Origin of the sequence: Microvirga sp. M2 (assembly GCF_047497095.1) — a bacterium.
In the GTDB taxonomy this organism is placed as follows: Bacteria; Pseudomonadota; Alphaproteobacteria; order Rhizobiales; family Beijerinckiaceae; genus Microvirga.
This window is the reverse complement of record NZ_CP134063.1, coordinates 635,123-652,369: the sequence shown is the minus strand read 5'-3', so window position 1 is coordinate 652,369 and position 17,247 is coordinate 635,123. Positions and strand designations below refer to the sequence as shown.

The 17,247-nt window shown below is 67.0% G+C and carries 14 protein-coding genes; 12 read left to right on the top strand and 2 right to left on the bottom strand.

Annotated features, from left to right (window positions below; genetic code table 11):
• The first annotated feature begins 10 nt into the window (after positions 1–10).
• The 7 genes from RE429_RS03115 to RE429_RS03085 all read left to right on the top strand — a co-directional run bounded on the left by RE429_RS03115 (position 11) and on the right by RE429_RS03085 (position 8,065).
• Positions 11–415, top strand: a complete 405-nt coding sequence (locus RE429_RS03115; protein ID WP_414472923.1) for a DUF2141 domain-containing protein — start codon at positions 11–13, stop codon at positions 413–415.
• A gap of 7 nt (positions 416–422) precedes the next feature.
• Complete coding sequence (locus tag RE429_RS03110) at positions 423–1,505, top strand: SAM-dependent methyltransferase (protein ID WP_414472922.1); 1,083 nt, start codon at positions 423–425, stop codon at positions 1,503–1,505.
• A gap of 130 nt (positions 1,506–1,635) precedes the next feature.
• Positions 1,636–3,171, top strand: coding sequence for a phytoene desaturase family protein (locus tag RE429_RS03105; RefSeq protein WP_414472921.1), 1,536 nt, complete (start codon positions 1,636–1,638; stop codon positions 3,169–3,171).
• A gap of 92 nt (positions 3,172–3,263) precedes the next feature.
• Positions 3,264–4,004 carry a lysophospholipid acyltransferase family protein gene (locus tag RE429_RS03100; RefSeq protein ID WP_414474287.1) on the top strand — a complete coding sequence of 247 codons (741 nt, stop codon included), beginning with the start codon at positions 3,264–3,266 and terminating at the stop codon, positions 4,002–4,004.
• Positions 4,001–5,104 carry a glycosyltransferase gene (locus RE429_RS03095; protein WP_414472920.1) on the top strand — a complete coding sequence of 368 codons (1,104 nt, stop codon included), beginning with the start codon at positions 4,001–4,003 and terminating at the stop codon, positions 5,102–5,104. Before RE429_RS03100 ends, RE429_RS03095 begins: the two co-directional genes overlap by 4 nt.
• Before the next feature lie 4 nt (positions 5,105–5,108).
• Positions 5,109–6,782, top strand: coding sequence for a squalene/phytoene synthase family protein (locus RE429_RS03090; RefSeq protein ID WP_414472919.1), 1,674 nt, complete (start codon positions 5,109–5,111; stop codon positions 6,780–6,782).
• Positions 6,779–8,065 (top strand): FAD-dependent oxidoreductase, encoded by a 1,287-nt coding sequence (locus tag RE429_RS03085; RefSeq protein ID WP_414472918.1) that lies wholly within the window; start codon positions 6,779–6,781, stop codon positions 8,063–8,065. Before RE429_RS03090 ends, RE429_RS03085 begins: the two co-directional genes overlap by 4 nt.
• Before the next feature lie 63 nt (positions 8,066–8,128).
• On the opposite strand, the gene RE429_RS03080 is transcribed toward RE429_RS03085, so the two are convergent.
• Positions 8,129–9,577: an MATE family efflux transporter gene (locus tag RE429_RS03080; RefSeq protein ID WP_414472917.1), complete on the bottom strand. Its 1,449-nt coding sequence runs from the start codon at positions 9,575–9,577 to the stop codon at positions 8,129–8,131.
• A gap of 132 nt (positions 9,578–9,709) precedes the next feature.
• Here RE429_RS03080 and RE429_RS03075 point away from each other — a divergent pair, with 132 nt between their 5' ends.
• Both RE429_RS03075 and RE429_RS03070 read left to right on the top strand, forming a co-directional pair.
• The gene (locus RE429_RS03075; protein ID WP_414472916.1) at positions 9,710–10,687 is read left to right on the top strand and encodes an amidoligase family protein; all 978 of its coding nucleotides are present in this window, start codon (positions 9,710–9,712) and stop codon (positions 10,685–10,687) included.
• The gene (locus RE429_RS03070; RefSeq protein ID WP_414472915.1) at positions 10,684–11,385 is read left to right on the top strand and encodes a gamma-glutamyl-gamma-aminobutyrate hydrolase family protein; all 702 of its coding nucleotides are present in this window, start codon (positions 10,684–10,686) and stop codon (positions 11,383–11,385) included. Before RE429_RS03075 ends, RE429_RS03070 begins: the two co-directional genes overlap by 4 nt.
• A gap of 6 nt (positions 11,386–11,391) precedes the next feature.
• On the opposite strand, the gene RE429_RS03065 is transcribed toward RE429_RS03070, so the two are convergent.
• Entirely contained in the window at positions 11,392–12,870 is a 1,479-nt protein-coding gene (locus tag RE429_RS03065; protein WP_414472914.1) for a response regulator, read from the bottom strand.
• Positions 12,871–13,012: 142 nt separating this feature from the next.
• Here RE429_RS03065 and RE429_RS03060 point away from each other — a divergent pair, with 142 nt between their 5' ends.
• From RE429_RS03060 to RE429_RS03050, 3 genes are all read left to right on the top strand, one after another.
• Complete coding sequence (locus RE429_RS03060; protein ID WP_414472913.1) at positions 13,013–15,247, top strand: glycoside hydrolase family 3 N-terminal domain-containing protein; 2,235 nt, start codon at positions 13,013–13,015, stop codon at positions 15,245–15,247.
• Positions 15,248–15,376: 129 nt separating this feature from the next.
• Entirely contained in the window at positions 15,377–16,177 is an 801-nt protein-coding gene (locus tag RE429_RS03055) for a YoaK family protein (RefSeq protein WP_414472912.1), read from the top strand.
• Between the two features lie 199 nt (positions 16,178–16,376).
• On the top strand, positions 16,377–17,246 hold the full coding sequence (locus tag RE429_RS03050; protein WP_414472911.1) for a DUF1206 domain-containing protein: 870 nt from the start codon (positions 16,377–16,379) through the stop codon (positions 17,244–17,246).
• The last annotated feature ends 1 nt before the right edge of the window (position 17,247 follow it).

Sequence of the window (17,247 nt, the reverse complement as noted above, 5' to 3'; positions counted from 1 at the left end):
GGAACCACCCATGAGACGCGCTGGATGTATTCTCGGCCTCGTTCTGATCGCCCCCGCGGCCCAGGCCGCCACGCTCACGATCCGGGCCGAGGGCGTCGCCTCGGCGCAGGGCATGATCTATGCGGGGGTCTGCGACACGAGCTTTGACGAGAGGACCTGCCCCTACAGGGACCGGGAAGCGGCGCGGCCCGGCACCGTCGAATTGCGGATCCGGAACGTCAAACCGGGCTCCTATTCCATCGCGGTGTTTCAGGACACCAACGGGAACGGCAAGCTCGACCGCAATATCCTCGGCCTGCCGAGCGAACCCTACGGTTTCTCGAACGACGTGGGGCGCCGCGGCCCGCCGAATTTCGAAGCCGCCCGGATCGTCGTGAGGGAACCCTCGACGACAATCGTCATCCCGGTCCGGTAGGCCTGCCATGTTGTGGCGCGCCTATGCCCTCCTCTCCCATGGCGGGGATCGCATGGGATGGCGCTCCTGGCGAAGGTCCGCGCCCCCTCCTGTCCGGCGGCGCCCCGAAGAGGTGCTCGACCTGCTGGAGCGGACGGACGAAGCTCTGTGGCTCGCGAGCGCCCTCATGGCCTGCGCGGATTCGGGCATGCTCCGGTGCCTTGAAACGCCTTCGACGATCGAGGGAATGGCCGGGAGACTGTCTCGCGATCCGGCGCTCGTCGCGACCCTGGTCGATGTTCTGGTCGGAGCAGGTCTTGCAAGCTGCGAACACGGCCGCGTCCGGGCAGCCCCGGCCTTGCGGTCCTTCACGTCCGAGGAAGGGGCAGAGGCCTTCAAGGCCGCCCTTCAGGCTCCGCTTCTGCAGACGGAGGATTTCAGAGCCAGGCTCCGGGAAGGCCGTCTTGCACTCGCGGGCTGGACGCATACCGACGAAGCCATCATCGACGCCCAGGGCGCGCTGACACGGCTCTGGACCGCGAAGGCTCTGCCGAAACTCAGGTTTCTGCCCGGTCTCGTCCCATGCCTGGAAAGGCAAGGCGCAAGCCTCCTCGACGTCGGCGCCGGAGCGGCGGGGCTGTCGATCGTCCTGTGCCGGGCCTTTCCCCATCTGACGGCCGTCGCCCTCGAGCCGGCGGAGCCCTCGGCCGTCATCGGGGAACGGCGCGTGCGCGAGTCGGGCCTTTCTACGCGCATCACCCTGCGCCGCCAGCGCGTGGAAGAGATGGAGGACGAGGCTGCGTTCGACCTCGCCTTCCTGCCGCAGATGTTCCTGCCGGGCGCCGTTGTGGCGGAAGCGGCCCGGCGGATCTTTTACAGCCTGCGCCCCGGCGGCTGGCTCCTCGTGGCGGTGCTGGCTGATCGGGGGCCCGACCTCGCCTCCTCCCTCAATCGCCTGAAGAACCTGCTTTGGGGCGGCGGCACCCGCAGCCTCGAGAGTCTGAAACCGCACTTCGCTGCCGCCGGCTTCGATCCTGTCATCCGGGCACCGGGCGGGCGCACCATTCGAATGATCTGCGCCCGCCGTCCCTTGGCCGGGAGTTCACCTTGAACTGCGTTTGGCCCCTCCTACAACCAAAACGTCAGGTGAGGCGCATGACCGGGAAACGAGATACCGGGGAACGAGATCTGCGCGCTTTCCGGCCCGAATTCCGCCGTCCGGACCCGATGGGAGGAACGTCGTGAATGCTCGAAGCGCTTCGGTTGCCGTGATCGGCGGAGGCCTTGGGGGACTGGCCGCGGCCTGCGTCGCAGCGGCGCGCGAGCACGCCGTCACGCTCTACGACAAAAATCCCTGGCTCGGAGGCAAGGCGGCCGTTCTGAGCGAAGGCGGCTTTCGCTTCGATATGGGACCGACCATCCTCACCGTGCCGCGCGTGCTGGAGCGCATCTTCGCGGAAGCCGGGCGCAATCTGTCCGACTATCTCGATCTCGTGCGGCTCGATCCGCAATGGCGCTGCTTCTTCGACGATGGCACCCATATCGATCTGCAGGAAAGCATCGACGCGATGGCGTCCGTCATGGACCGCTTCGCGCCCGGCACGAGCGCCGGTGCCGGCTATCGGCGCTTTCAGAAAATCTCGGCTCATCTTCATGATATCTCCAACCGCTTCTTCTTCTGGAAGTCGGTGGAGGACCTCTTCGATACGATCGACATCCGCGCGAACATGAATCCCGCGACCCTGCGGGATGTCCTGTCCCTGCGCATGGGCTCGTCCGTCGCGGGCACCATCCGGTCCAACGTGAAGGACGAGCGTCTGGCGCAGATGCTCGATCACTTCACGCAATATGTCGGGTCATCGCCCTATGGATCGCCCGCCGTTCTCTGCGCCATCGCCCATATGCAGGCCGCCGAGGGCGTATGGTATCCCATGGGCGGAACGCGCGCCGTCGCGGAGGCGCTGATGAAGCTCGCGGCCGAGCTTGGCGCAACCTTCAAGCCCGGATCGGAGGTGGCGTCCCTTCAGATCGAGAGCGGCGAGGTGAAGGGCCTCGTCCTCGCCGATGGCGAGACGGCATCGTACGATTGCGTGATCTCCAACATGGATTCCATCCGCACGTACCGCGAACTCGTCGGCGGCGAGGTCGGCGAGCATTACGCGCGAAAGGATTTCGAACCGGCCTGTTCGGGCGTGGTGCTCTATCTCGGCCTGAGCAAGCGCTACGACCACATTCTTCATCACGACTTCGTCTTCTCGCGCGATCCGGAGGAAGAGTTCGACTTCATCTACCGCCGAGGCGAGCCTGCCCCCGATCCGACATGCTATCTCGCCGCTCCGGCCGCGACCGATCCCACCGTCGCGCCGGCGGGCGGCGAGGCGCTCTATGTTCTGGTGCACACGCCCTACTTGAGGCCGCACCATGACTGGTCTCGGATGTTTCCCGCCTACCGCCAGACGATCGTCGACAAGCTCAAGCGCACGGCCGGCATGCAGGACATCGAGGACCGCATCGTTTTCGAGCGCCATCTGACTCCCCAGGACATCCATGATCGCTACAGGGTGCTGAATGGCGCCATCTATGGCCTGGCGAGCCACGGCAAGTTCATGGGAGCTTTCAAGCCCGGCAACCGGAGCCGGCAGATCCGCGGGCTCTACCTCGCAGGCGGCGCGGCTCATCCGGGCCCCGGAATGCCGATGGTGATGATGTCCGGCTGGATCGCGGCCGACGCTCTGGATTCGGATCTCAGGGCCGACAACTTGCGGAACGCATCTTGATGCAGCATCGACACAGCGCGGCAAGGGGCCGGCTCTCCCGACAGGCAGAGCCCTCCCCCGTCGCGCTTCGCTCCCCCGTCGCCCACCGTTTCATGGTCTCGGCGTTCCGCCGCAATTTCACACGTCACATGAATGCGCTGCGGATCGCGGGCTGGGGCCAGCCCATGGTGCCATCCAAGGGTCCGCTCATCGTCTATTCCAACCATCCGTCATGGTGGGACGCGGCCGTCTACATTCTCGCGGCCGATTTCCTCTTTCCGGCTTACGAAAGCTATGCTCCCATCGATGCCGGCATGCTGAAGCGGTATGGCATCTTCAGGCGCATCGGGGCTTTCGGCATAGACCTCGGCAGCCCGCGGGGCGCCGCCGGTTTCATGAAGACGAGCGCCGACATCCTGTCATCCCCCGATCGCGCGCTCTGGATAACGGCACAGGGGCGCTTCGCGGATGCGCGCGAGCGTCCGCTGGAATTGAAACCCGGCATCGCGCGGCTGATCGAGACATCGCCGGACTGCACGGTCATCCCTCTCGCCATCGAGTACGGCTTCTGGCTCGAACGGGGAGCGGAAGCGTTTATTGCCTTTGGCAATCCCATGCGCAGCGCCGATCTGCTCGAACGTCCGCGACCCGCTCGCCTGAAGCGTCTCGATGCCGAACTCGCGACCGTGCTCGACCGGTTGAGCGAGGATGTGAAGGCGCGCGATCCTGCCCGCTTCCGGACATTGCTCGAGGGCCGGGCCGGCATCGGCGGGATCTACGACGGCTGGCGTCGCCTGACATCCGCCTTGCGCGGGCAGGCCTTCGATCCGTCGCACGAGGGCCGCCGATCATGACGACGCTCGGAATCATCCTTCTCGCACTCGCGACCCTTCCAGCAGCGCTCGTCGTCATCAACCTCGCCGTCCTGGACAGAACGCCCCATGCTCCCGCACCGGCGCGAACGCTCGTTTCGATCCTGATCCCCGCCCGCAACGAGGCGGCGAATATCGCGTCCACCGCCGAGGCGGCCCTTGCGAGCCGGGACGTCGAGATCGAAGTGCTGGTCATGGATGACGGTTCGACGGACGCCACGGCGGAGATCGTCCGGACGATCTCCGCCCGTGACCCGCGCCTGCGATTGCTGAGCGCCCCGCCCCTGACGGAAGGCTGGACCGGCAAGGTCCATGCCTGCCATCATCTCGCGCACCACGCGCGCGGAGCCTATCTCCTCTTCGTCGATGCCGACGTGCGGGTGGCGCCTCGCGCCGCGGCTCTTCTGACGGGCCATGCGCAGACGACGGGCGCTCGCCTCGTCAGCGCGGTCCCGCGGCAGATCATGAAGACGCCGGGCGAGTGGCTGACCGTGCCGACGATCAATCTGCTGCTCCTCGGCTATCTCCCCGTCAGCCTCATGCGCGCTTCGGCGCATCCGGGCTTCGGCGCGGCCTGCGGACAGCTGATGCTCGTGGAGAGAAAAGCATATCATGCAAGCGGCGGGCATGCCGCCATCCGGTCTCTGATCCACGACGGCATCCAGCTCGCCCGCCAGATCCGGCGCAACGGCTTCATGACCGATCTCGTGCCGGGGGACAGGCTTGCCGCGTGCCGCATGTATTCGCGCTTCGAGGACGCATGGAACGGTTTCGCCAAGAATGCCCATGAGGGGATGGCCAAGCCCGTGGCGCTGCCGGTCTGGACGGCCCTGCTCTTCGGCGGGCACGTCCTGCCGTTTTTACTGCTGCCCTTTGCGCCGGGATGGCCCATCGCCTGTGCCGCGCTGCTGTCGCTCGCGGCGCGCGCCATGGTGACGGTCGCCACGCGCGAGTCTCCTGTCTCCATTCCTTTCCACCCCTTCACCGTTCTTGTCAGCCTCGCACTCCAATGGTGCGTTCTCCTGCGGATCGGCCGCGCGGGTCGGACAGGTTGGAAGGGCAGGCTCTATCCGGTGGGATGACGCCATGAGCACGCTGGCCAGGAATGCAACCGCCAGGAATGCAACCAAGAGTCCGAAGGACGAGAGTTTTCCCGTCGCGTCCCTGGTGCTGTCGCCCGATCACCGGGAGGCCGTGCTCGCCTTCTATGCCTTCGTACGATCGGCCGACGACATTGCCGATGCACCGGATCTCACCACGGCCGAGAAGCTGACGCAGCTCGAGGCCATCGAGCAGGCGCTCGTCGCAGGGGACCCGAAGGTTCCCGAGGCTTACGGGCTTTTCCGGATCGAGAGAAAGTATGACACCGGCATCGCGCAGGCGCGCGAGATGCTGCGGGCCTTCCGGCAGGATGCGATCAAGTCGCGCTACAACGACTGGGCGGACCTTCTCGACTCCTGCCGCTTCTCGGCCAATCCGGCGGGACGCTTCCTGCTGCAGCTGCATGGGGAAACAGCCTCGGCGCAGGCGCCGGCGGATGCCCTGTGCACCGCCCTGCAGATCCTCAACCACATTCAGGATTGCCGCCAGGACCACGAGCGCCTGGGGCGCATCTACATTCCTCTTCAATGGATGCTGCTGGCAGGGAGCGAGACCGCCTTTTTCACCCCGGCCCAGGCCGGGACGAGACGCATGGTTCTGGACGCCGTGCTGGATCGCGTCGATGAGCTGATCGACCGGGCCCGGGTTCTGCCCGAGCGGCTTCAGAACAGGCGCCTGCGTGCCCAGAGCATGGCCACCATCGCGCTGGCGGAGCGCCTGAGCCGGATCCTGCGCCGGATCGACCCGGCGATCGAACATGCCCGGATCGGCAAGCTGGATGTGGCCCGCGCGTTTCTGACCGGGCTGCCCGGCCTCGTCGCCAAGCAGAAGGGAAGCGATTCCCGCGTCACGGCGGCGGCGGTCCGCCGATCCGGCTCCTCGTTCCGGCTCGGCATGCAGAGCCTGAGCCATGAGCGCCGCCGCGCCATCCACGCGGTCTATGCCTTCTGCCGTGCCGTGGACGATGTCGCGGACGGGGCCGCCCCGGCCTCGGAGAAGCTGGACGCGCTGCGCGAATGGCGCCGGGAAATCGACCGCCTGCACCGTGCCCCTGAAACGCCGATCGGCCGCGAGCTCTCGCGCGCCTCCGGCCTGTTCCGGTTGCCTCTCGACGAATGCCATGCCCTGCTCGACGGCATGGAGACCGACAGCGCCGACCGGGTGCGGCTGGCAACCGACGACGACCTTCGGCTTTACGGGCGGCGCGTCGCCGGCTCCGTCGGGACTCTGTCGGTGCACATCTTCGGAGTGCCGACGGCCCGCGCCTTCGCCCTCGACCTCGGGCGCACCCTGCAGCTCGTGAACATCCTGCGGGACGTGGATGAGGACGCGGCGCGCGACAGGGTCTACATCCCGCTCTCCCGCCTCGCCCGGCTCGGGCTCGACGATGCGCCGGCGCCCCTTCTTGTGTCCGATCCGCGCTTCGCCCGCGCCTGCGAAGCCCTGGCCGGGGAGGCGCGGGCAGGCTTCGCCGCGGCGGACGAGGCCCTGAAGCGCCTCGATCGGGCCGCACTCAAGCCCGCGATCCTGATGATGGAGAATTACCGCCGCGTCCTCGACCGGCTCACGGCCCGGGGCTGGAACGAACGGCAAGGCAGGCTCCACCTCACCACGGGAGACAAACTGCACCTTCTCACCCGCGCCATGAGGCCCACATGACGGCAGGACGCACTCACATCGTCGGTGCCGGCATTGCCGGTCTGAGCGCCGCGCTCGCGATCACCCGGGAAGGAGGCGAGGCCGTCCTTTACGAGGCCGCGCCCCAGCCCGGAGGCCGCTGCCGGACGATCCGTCCCGAGCGTGGCTTCGCGCATGACAACGGCACCCATGTCCTGTTCACGGCCAATCGGCACGCGCTGAATCTGCTCAAGACCGTCGGCGCAAGGGACAGATGGATCGAGCCTGAGCGGAAGGGGCTCCCGCTCTATGATACGCGCACCGGCAGGATGCGGCAGATCGGATTGTCGCCATGGTCGTGGCTCTGGCGGTCCCACCGCCCGACGGGCCTGGGCATCACCGATCTCGCCCGGATCCTCCGCCTCGCCTTTTCCGCGCAGGAGTGCCCCGTCGCCTCCATCATCGGCGACAGACCGATCATGGACAGCCTCATCGGACCGCTCACCATCGCGGTTCTCAACACATCGCCCGACGTGGCGTCCGCCCAGCGTCTCGGGCTGGCATTGCGGCGGCTGATGTGGCCGCGCGCAAGCCGGCTGCTCGTGGCCGGCACCGGGCTGGGCGAAGATCTCGTCCGCCCCGCGGTCGAGACCCTGCGGGTGCGAGGCGTTCCCATTCTGGCGGGGCAACGCCTCAGACACCTCGTCACCAGCCGCGATCGGGTCATCGGCCTGAGCCTCACGGACCGTACCGTCGCTCTGAGCCCCGACGAACGGGTGATCCTGGCCCTGCCCCCTTATGAAATCGGGCGCCTGCTGCCCGCCCTGCCCGTCCCCCGGCGCTTCGAGGCCATCCTCAACGTGCATTTCCGCCTGCCCGGATCCGAAAGCCCGCGCTTCATCGGCATCACCGGAGCGCGCTCCCAATGGCTCCTGGCGCGCCGGGATCATGTGAGCGTCACGATCTCGGCGGCCGATGCCACCCTGAACGAGAATGCGGCGGATCTCGCATCCGCCATCTGGCACGAGATCGCCCCGATTTTGAGTCACATCGGCATCGACGCTTCCGCCGCCCGGCAGCCCGAGGCGCGGGTCGTCAAGGAGAAGCGCGCCACGATCCGCCAGGATGCGACCTTGCTGCCCCAGCCGCCCCTGCGGCCTCTCGCGAATCTGGCGCTTGCCGGAGACTGGCTGGGTGCCCTCCCGGCCACGATCGAGAGCGCCGTCATCTCCGGCGAGGAGGCCGCCGCGGTGCTGGAGCGCAGTCCGAGCGCCGGAATGCATGCCGCACGCCATCATTCGCCCCGGCGCGAGGACGCGGCGTGATCCGGAACCGTCCCCCTGACGGCGCTCCTGGTCGCTCTTCTGGTCGTTTTCCTGGCCGATCGCTCAGCCCGCGAATGCCTCCTGAACGTCCTTCGGCATGGCCGTGACGAGGCCCAGCCTGTCGCGGCGCACCCAGCGCCAGAGCATCAGGCCGGCGACGACGCCGAGGCCCGTCGCCAGGCCGATCCAGATGCCGATGCCGCGAAGAGGCGTCCCGAAGGCCAGGATCACGCCGAGCGGCAGGCCGACTCCCCAATAGCCGAACGCCGCATAGATCATCGGCACCCGGGTATCCTGCAGGCCGCGCAACATGCCCGCTCCGATGGCCTGCGACGCGTCGGCGAGCTGGAAGACCGCCGCCATGACCAGGAACGAAACGGCGAAGCCGATCACGGGCGCGTTCTTCGGATCGTCGAGATCGAGGAAGGCGCTCAGCAGCAGGCGCGGGGCGAAGAGCATGAGCGAGGCCGTCACGACCATGAAGCTCGTGGCGAGGGCAAAGGCCGTCCAGCCTGCCCGGGCCACCCCTGCCGGATCCTGAGCCCCGTAGGCCCGGCCGACCCGCACGGTCGCCGCCTGGCTGAGGCCGAAAGGCACCATGAAGCAGAAGGAGGCGATCTGCAGGGCGATGGCATGGGCCGCCAGCTCGTTGGCGCCGATGCGCCCCATGAGCAGCGCGGCCGCGTTGAAGATCGTCACCTCGAAGGCGAGTGTCAGGCCGATGGGCACGCCGATGCGCCACAGGGTGCGATAGCGCGGCCAGTCGGGCCGCCAGAAGCGGCCGAAGATGTGATAGCGCCTGAGTTGCGGATCCAGGCAGATCACGAGGGCGAGCCCCAGGAACATGAAGGCGCTCGAGAGCACGGTGCCGACGCCTGCCCCGATCAGCCCCAGATGAGGCATGCCGAACTTGCCGAACATGAAGCAATAGGCGGCGCCCAGGTTCACCGGCACACCAAGGCTGCCGATGATGAGCGGCCAGCCGGGGCGCTCCAGCGCCGCCAGGAACGAACGCAGGACCAGGTAGAGCAGAAAGGGCAGCAGGCTCCATTGCAGAGCGCGGATGTACTGACCCGCCATATGGGCGAGCGCGGGCTCCTGCCCCATGGCGAGGAGGAGGACCTCCCCGTTCCAGGACACGATCCAGATCGGCACCGCGACGGTGATGGCGGCCCAGAACCCCTGCCGGACCGTGCGGCGCACTTCCCGAACCGAATGCCGCCGGCGGCCCAGCTCCTCCGCGATCAGGGGCGAGGTCGCGCTCATGAGGCCGATGCCGAAGATCAGAAAGGCGAAATAGAGATTCGTGCCGAGCGCGCCCGCCGCCAGCGCATCGGAGCCGAGCCATCCCATGAGGATGACGTCCGATGTCATCAGGGAGTTCTGGGCCACGTTGGTCAGGACCAGGGGCCAGCCCAAGGCGATCGTGGCGCGCAGCTCCGCCATCCAGGCGGATTTGTCGAAGTTCCGATGGTTCGCGATCATGATGGCGGGCTTGTAACCAAAGGACATCCGGAAAGCCACACCGGGTCTTTCGAAAACCGGGCCTTTCGAAAAGAAGCGGGACGGTCGGGCCAAGGAACTCAGCCACACCGCGCCCGTTCCTCAAACGCCTCGCATTTTTGCGTTCTGCCGGAGTCCTGAATGGTGCAGTCGGCCCTTCCGACCTCGATCGACTTCCTGTCCCCGCCCGTCCTGTACAACGAGCGCGGCGAAGTGCGCACCGTGGGGGTCGAGATCGAGTTCGTCGGCCCCTCCGCCGAAAAGACCGTGCAGGCCCTGCGGGAGGCGCTCGGGGGCCACCTCATCGAGGTGGATCCGCATTCCTACGCCTTGAAGGATTCGTCGATCGGCGAGCTGACGGTCGAGCTCGACAGCCGCATCCTGCATCCGGGCAAGAACGGGGGCGGACAGAAAGGTGTGCTGCCCAGGATCGCGGCCCTTTTCGGCTTCGCGGCGAGCTATCTCGTGCCCTGCGAGCTGGTGACGGCGCCGACGCCGGTCGACCACCTGCAGAAGCTCGACCGCATTCTCGAGATTCTGCGCGGCCTCGGCGCGAAGGGCACGCAGGATGCACCCTTCTATGCCTTCGGCCTTCACTTCAATCCGGAGATTCCGCGCCAGGACGCCTCCACCGTCACCGCCTTCATGAAGAGCTTCGTGCTCCTGAATCCCTGGCTGCGCCGGGAGGTCTCGCCCGACCGCACCCGAGACCTCCTCGGCTTCGCCGATCCGTTCCCGTCCGATTACGTCCGCCTGATCGTCTCGCCTGGCTACTGGCCCGATCTTCCGCGCTTCATCGACGATTATCTGGCCGTCAATCCGACCCGCAATCGCGACCTGGATCTGCTGCCCCTGTTGCATCATCTCGACAAGGACCGCGTCCGGGCCATGCTTCCGAACGCGAAGATCAATGGGCGTCCGACCTTCCACTACCGGCTCCCGGACGCGCGCGTGAGCGATCCCGGCTGGAGCATCGCGCCCGATTGGAACCGCTGGGTCGCCGTCGAGCGCCTGGCGTCCGATCGCGCGATGCTCGACATGGTCGGGAGCACCTACCTCGCCTTCAAGGGCGAGGACAAAAGCTGGGCCAATATCGTGGAGCAGGTCGTACGATCATGACGGCGCCTCTGATCGGCATCACCACGTCCCGGCGGGGCGGCTGGCGCAGCTATCTGATGCACTGGCTGGCGCTCGCCCGCGTGGGCGCACGCGCCGCCCGCCTCGTTCCGGGAGAGGCATTGCCGGATGAGCCTCTCCAGGGCCTCGTCATCGGCGGCGGCGACGATATCGGCGCGGAGATCTACGGCGGCAAGGTTCTTCCGGACGTCCGCATCGACCCCGATCGCGACAAGATGGAGCTCTCGCTTCTGAAGGCCGCGCTGCCCCGGCAGCTTCCCGTCCTGGGCATCTGCCGCGGATCGCAGATGATCAACGTGGCCTTGGGCGGCACCCTCCACACGGATATTTACGAGGTCTATGTCCAGGCTCCGAAGATGCGCACGGTCCTGCCCAAGAAACGCGTGGCGATCGAGGCCGATTCCCGCCTCGACGGGATCCTGCGCTGCAATCCCTGTCTCGTGAATGCCCTGCATCACCAGTCCGTGGACAAGCTCGGGGAAGGCTTGAGGATCGCGGCCCGCGACGAGAGCGGAATCGTTCAGGCCATCGAAAGCGACGAAGCGCCCTTCCTGATCGGCGTTCAGTGGCACCCCGAGCTTCTGGTCTGGAAAAAGCCGCAGCAGCGGCTGTTCGCGGCGCTGGCGCAGGCCGCAGGCCGGGCGGCATCTCCCCTGGCGGCCCAAACCTTGGCGACGTGAGGATCCTCACGCGCTCCGTGAGCGCGGAAACAGCGGAATGACCTTGTTGCCCCCGTCCTGCGGCGGCACCAGCTGCCGCTGGATCGCGGCGTGCAGATCGCGGCTGACGACGGGCTTCTGCAGCAACGGAAACTCGCCGTTTTCATCGGCCATGACGGGATTGCCGGTGATCAGGAGGACCGGGAGGCCGGGGAAGATCTGCCGTACCTCGCGGGCCAGCATGACGCCGTTCATGGTCCCGGACATGGCCACATCCGTCAGCACGAGGTCCGGCCGGCGCGCCTTGAGGTTTCTGATCGCCTGCGCGGCATCCGTCGCGATGCTCGTGACGTAGCCGAACTCCTCCAATGTCGATTGCAGTGCGAGCGCAACCTCGAGTTCGTCGTCGACGATGAGGATCTCGGCATTCCGCCGGACGGCATCCTCGGGCGGCTCGTCCTCCGCCTGAGGGCCGAAGGGCAGCATCGTCGCGGCTCGCGCGCGGGGCAGGTACAGCGCGATCGTCATCTCGGCACCGCTGCGGGACACCTTCGAGGCGCCGCCGATGCCTTGGAGAAAGTGCAGGCTTCGGCTGAGGCGAAGCCAGGACGAGACATCGACCTCCTGCAGCATGAACGCCTGCTCCACGCCGTCATCGGCATTCTGCGGACTCTCGCCCGCAGGAGCGCTGCAGATCCTGAGTTCGACGAAATCGCCTTCGATGGTCAGGTGCGGGAGAGTGCCCTTCTCGATCCACGTATTCTGCGCTTCGAGAGAAATCGTGCCGCCCTGTGTCAGGGTATCCCGGACATAGGCGCTCAAGGTGACGATCGCCGTTTCGAGATCGTCCGGATCCGCCTCCACGGGCCAGAGATCCTCGGCCAGCGACAGTTGCAGCTCCACCGTGTCGCGCAGGAGCGAGCGTCCCATGAGGATCGCGACCGAGCCAATTCTCTCCGACAGGTCGAGATACTGAACCTGCGGCTCGCCTTGACGGGAGAAGGACGCGGATTTCGCGATGAGCTTCGCCGCCTGGTCGGCCGCGACGAGGGCCGAGAGCAATTTGCGCTGGATCGGAGGCTGATCCTTCATATGGCGGGCGACCGCGTCGATATTGGCGCTGATCACCGTGAGCTTGTTGTTGAGATCATGGACGATTCCGTCCCTCAGATGCCCGACGGCCTCGGCCTTCTGGAGGCGGCGCAGGGATTCCTCGCCCTCCTCCGGCGCAGGCTCCTCCACGGCCTGGACGGGCTCCGGCTCCATGGCGGGCTCCGCCGTGACCGCCGCGAAAATGGAGGCGTCCTCGACAGCCTGCTCGTCGAGCAGCCGGCCGATCTGACGGCCGACCAGCAGGGGAGCGCCGGCCGCCACCGCGAGGAAAAAGGCCAGGGACGTAGCGAGCGCCTCGGCGTTGCGGGTATAGGCAGCCGCCGCCAGCGCCAGACCCGACAGAATCAGGGCGCAGGACAGAGCCAGGAAGGGCAGCCTCAGGATTGTCGGCACGGGTTGCTCGCGTATTCTCACAAAGCCATTGACCTCAGGCCCGCAAGACGCCACTTCGGGGCGCTGTCTTGTGGAGCACAAAGGAATAGGAAGCGGGGCGGCTCTCGCCATCATGTTCTCGTGCCGAGTTATGGAGACGAATGTGCGGCTTTCTTATGTCCTAGGCCTTTTTTCCGCCCTGGCCGTGTCGAGCCTGCTCCAGGCCGGAGCCTCGGCGCAGGACGCCGTCGAGCGGCGCGTGGACGAACTGCTGGGACAGATGACGCTCGAGGAGAAGGTCGGGCAGTTGAACCTCGTCTCCCATGGTCCGCCTTTGCGCTGGGAGGATATTTCAGACGGCAAGGCCGGGGCGGTCTTGAACTTCAACAATGCCGGGGACGTGGCCCGGGCTCAGGCTCTCGTCCGGCAATCGCGCCTCAAGATCCCGCTGCTCTTCGGCCTCGATGTGCTGCACGGCTTCCGCACCCAGTTCCCGCTTCCCTTGGGAGAGGCTGCCGCATTCAGCCCGCGGATCTCCTTTCTCGCCTCGGAATGGGCCGCCAAGGAGGCGTCCTATGTGGGCGTGAACTGGACCTTCGCCCCCATGGCGGATCTCTCGCGCGACAGCCGGTGGGGCCGCATCGTCGAAGGCTTCGGCGAAGATCCCTATCTCGGCTCGGTCCTGACCGCTGCCCGGGTGGAAGGGTTCCGCAAGGGCGGGCTCGCGGCTTCGACGAAACATTTCGCGGGCTATGGCGCGCCGCAGGGCGGCCGCGACTACGATACCACCTACATTCCCCGTGCGGAGATGTACGATACCTACCTGCCGTCCTTCCGGGCGGCGGTCGAGGCCGGCTCGGCGAGCTTCATGGCCGCCTTCAATGCGCTCAACGGCGAGCCTTCCACGGCCAATCCCTGGCTGCTGACCGACGTTCTGCGCAGCCAATGGGGCTTTGACGGCTTCGTCACCTCGGATTGGGTCGGCATCGGCGAATTGATCAATCACGGCATCGCGGCGGACGGCGCCGAAGCCGCCCGCAAGGCCGTTCTCGCCGGCGTCGACATGGACATGATGGGGCAGCTCTACATCAGGCACCTGCCCGACGAAGTGCGCGCCGGGCGTGTGCCGGAGAGCGTGATCGACGAATCGGTGCGCAGGGTCTTGCGCACCAAGTTCCGCCTCGGCCTGTTCGATCAGGCTCCCATCGACCCCGCGCGCACGGATGACGGTTTTCCCTCGCAGGAGGCCCGACGGGCCGCGCGCGAAGTCGCGCGCGAAACCCTCGTGCTCCTGCAGAACGAGGGAGACGTCCTTCCGGTCAAATCCGGCACGCGCTCGATCGCCGTCATCGGCCCCCTGGCCGATGCGCCCCAGGACCAGTTGGGCCCGCACGCGGCTCGCGGCCATAAGGAGGACAGCGTCACGATCCTCGAGGGCATCCGTCGGCGCGCGCAATCCGCCGGCATGACGGTGAGCCACGCCCCTGGCTGCGATCTCAGGTGCGGTTCGACGGACCTTTTGCCCGCGGCCCTCGATGCCGCGAAGAAGGCGGACCTCGTGATTGCGGTCTTCGGCGAGCCGCAGGAGCTTTCGGGCGAAGCGGCCTCGCGCGCCGATCTCAGGCTCAACGGCAAGCAGGCCCAGATCCTGGAAGCGCTGGCCGCGACCGGAAAGCCGGTCGCGCTCGTGATCATGGGCGGCCGGCCGCAAATCCTGGGCCAGGTGGCGGAACACGTTCCAGCGATCCTCATGGCCTGGTATCCCGGCACGGAGGGTGGCAATGCCGTGGCGGACGCGCTGTTCGGCGACGTCAACCCGAGCGGCAAGCTCCCGCTCACCTGGCCGCGCGCGACCGGCCAGCTGCCCCTGTACTACAACCGCCTGCCCACGGGCCGCCCGACACTCGCGAACAACCGCTTCACGCTGCAATATATCGACGAGGCGATCACGCCGCTCTACCCGTTCGGCTGGGGCCTCAGCTACACCCGATTCGCCTATTCCGGCGCCGCCATCGCGAAGCGCTCGCTCGAGGCGGGCGAGTCTCTCGATGTCGCCGTGAACGTGACGAACAAGGGTTCGCGATCCGGCCAGGAGGTCGTGCAGCTCTATACGCGTGATCCGGTGGCGAGCCGCAGCCGCCCTCTGAGGGAATTGAAGGCATTCGAGAAGATCGATCTGGCCCCCGGGGAGACGAAACGGGTGACCCTGCGGGTTCCGGTCGAATCCCTCGGCTTCCATCTCGATGACGGCAGCTATGTCGTCGAGGCCGGCGCGATCCAGGTCTTCGTCGGCGGAAATTCTCTCGCCGAAAGCGCCGGCGAGGCGGAGATCGCGAAGACGATCAGAATGCCGCCCGAAGAGCGGCGCGCTTCCGCCTCGACAGGCCTCGCGCAATGAGCCACGAGAGGGCCGCTCGAGATCCTTCGAGCGGCTCTTTGCGAGCGGCTCTTTGCGAGCGGCTCTTTGCGAACAGCCCTTTGATTGATGAATGACCCGGGCGGAGCGCCGCGGTAATCTCTTTTCGACATGGACCTCAAGCGTACATCCATAAGGCACCGCACCCTCGCCGCCCGCACCCTGGGATCGGTCAAGGCAATTGCCGCCTCGGAGCGGACGGGCGTCACGGATACCCTGCTCGGCATGGCGCTGACATTCATCGCCGGCGCGATCAATGCGGGCGGTTTTCTCGCCGTCGGGCAATACACCTCCCACATGTCGGGCATTCTCTCGTCCATGGCGGACAATCTCGCCGTTGGCAGTGCCGCTCTCGTCACCCTGGGCCTTGCCGCCTTCGTTCCCTTCGTCTCCGGAGCCGCCTGCTCGGCCATTCTCATCAACTGGGGCCGAAGGCATCGCCTCGGCAGCCGCTACGCCCTCCCACTCATGCTGGAGGCCGTTCTTCTCTGCCTCTTCGGCGTGATCGGCTGGCTCGCCCATCCGTCACCGGCATTCGCGGCGGGCGCGGTGCCGCTGCTGTGCTTCATCATGGGCCTGCAGAACGCGACCGTCACCAAGATCTCCGGCGCACGCATGCGGACGACCCACGTCACCGGCATCGTGACGGATGTCGGCATCGAACTCGGCAAGCTGTTCTACTGGAACCGCAGCCGTCATACGGGCGAGATCGTGAGGGCGGATCGGGAGAAGCTTCGCCTTCTCCTCCTGCTGCTCGGCTCCTTCTTCATCGGCGGCATCACGGGAGCCATCGGGTTCAGCTCCATCGGGTTCCTGTTCTCCCTGCCGTTCGCCCTTCTGCTCGTGCTGCTTGCAGGGCCGACGCTGGCCGACGACGTGATCGCCCGCGTCCGGCGCTCGCGCAGCCCGTAGCCGTCTCCCGAAGCCGTGCCGAGCGGCCGGAGCGACAATGCGCGAACCGGGATTTCGTCGCCGTCGGCGAAGGCGTTCCGATCGGGTTCGTCGCGGCAGGCGTTCCGAGCCCGTCCTGAGAAAGCCGGCAGGCTCGCCCCGCTGAGGAACATCCGGCACGTGTTGTCGGTTCATGATCATGGAAGCGGAGCCGCCTGTGATGCCTGACCCCACGTTCAACCCCCTCGAGACATTGGCCCGGTTCGGCTATGGCGCGCGCGGAGTGGTTTACGGGCTCGTCGGTGGCCTTGCCCTTCTCGCGGCCTTCGGCTCCGGCGGTCAGGCCGGAGGCAGCCGGTCCGCCTTGCAGGCGCTGCTCGCGCAGCCCTTCGGGCAGGTCTGGCTGTTTCTGATCGCGATCGGCCTCTTCGGATTCTGCACCTGGCGCGTGGTGGAGCCCCTCACCGACGCCGACCGCCGCGGATCCGACATGAAAGGCTGGGCGATCAGAGCCGGGCACCTGATCAGCGGCGCGATCTATGCCGGGCTTGCGCTCTCCGCCCTGAACCTTGCGCTTGGCCAAGGCTCCGTTGGCCAAGGCTCCGTTGGCCAAGGCTCCGGCGGCGGTGAAGACCAATCCGCCCAGGACTGGACCGTCTGGCTCATGAGCAAGCCCCTCGGCCCCTGGCTCGTGGGGCTCATCGGGATCGGCATCGCGGCGACCGGGCTCGGCTTCGCCTGGAAGGCGTGGCGCGGCGACGTTGCCGCCTACCTTGTCCTGCCGCCCGACAGGAAGAGCTGGATCGCCTTCCTCGGGCGCATGGGCTTTGCCGCCCGCGGCGTCGTCTTCGTGATCGTCGGCGGGTTCCTGATCCTGGCCGCTCTCAATCATTCGTCCGCGGAAGTCCACGGCCTTGGAGGCGCCCTCAAGACGCTGCAGCGCCAGCCCTATGGCTGGATCCTTCTGGCGCTCACGGCGATCGGCCTTTTCGCCTTCGGGCTCTACGGCCTGGTGCAGGCCCGCTACCGCCACATCGACGCGCCGGATCTCGACGATGCGAAGGCCGCCGTGGCACAGATGAAGCCCTGAG

Bases quoted from the DNA above. Each gene is read 5' to 3' on its own strand.
- RE429_RS03115 (WP_414472923.1), top strand. From the start codon at position 11: ATGAGACGCGCTGGATGTATTCTCGGCCTCGTTCTGATCGCCCCCGCG.
- RE429_RS03110 (WP_414472922.1), top strand. From the start codon at position 423: ATGTTGTGGCGCGCCTATGCCCTCCTCTCCCATGGCGGGGATCGCATG.
- RE429_RS03100 (WP_414474287.1), top strand. From the start codon at position 3,264: ATGGTCTCGGCGTTCCGCCGCAATTTCACACGTCACATGAATGCGCTG.
- RE429_RS03095 (WP_414472920.1), top strand. From the start codon at position 4,001: ATGACGACGCTCGGAATCATCCTTCTCGCACTCGCGACCCTTCCAGCA.
- RE429_RS03090 (WP_414472919.1), top strand. From the start codon at position 5,109: ATGAGCACGCTGGCCAGGAATGCAACCGCCAGGAATGCAACCAAGAGT.
- RE429_RS03085 (WP_414472918.1), top strand. From the start codon at position 6,779: ATGACGGCAGGACGCACTCACATCGTCGGTGCCGGCATTGCCGGTCTG.
- RE429_RS03080 (WP_414472917.1), bottom strand. From the start codon at position 9,577: ATGTCCTTTGGTTACAAGCCCGCCATCATGATCGCGAACCATCGGAAC.
- RE429_RS03075 (WP_414472916.1), top strand. From the start codon at position 9,710: ATGGTGCAGTCGGCCCTTCCGACCTCGATCGACTTCCTGTCCCCGCCC.
- RE429_RS03070 (WP_414472915.1), top strand. From the start codon at position 10,684: ATGACGGCGCCTCTGATCGGCATCACCACGTCCCGGCGGGGCGGCTGG.
- RE429_RS03055 (WP_414472912.1), top strand. From the start codon at position 15,377: ATGGACCTCAAGCGTACATCCATAAGGCACCGCACCCTCGCCGCCCGC.
- RE429_RS03050 (WP_414472911.1), top strand. From the start codon at position 16,377: ATGCCTGACCCCACGTTCAACCCCCTCGAGACATTGGCCCGGTTCGGC.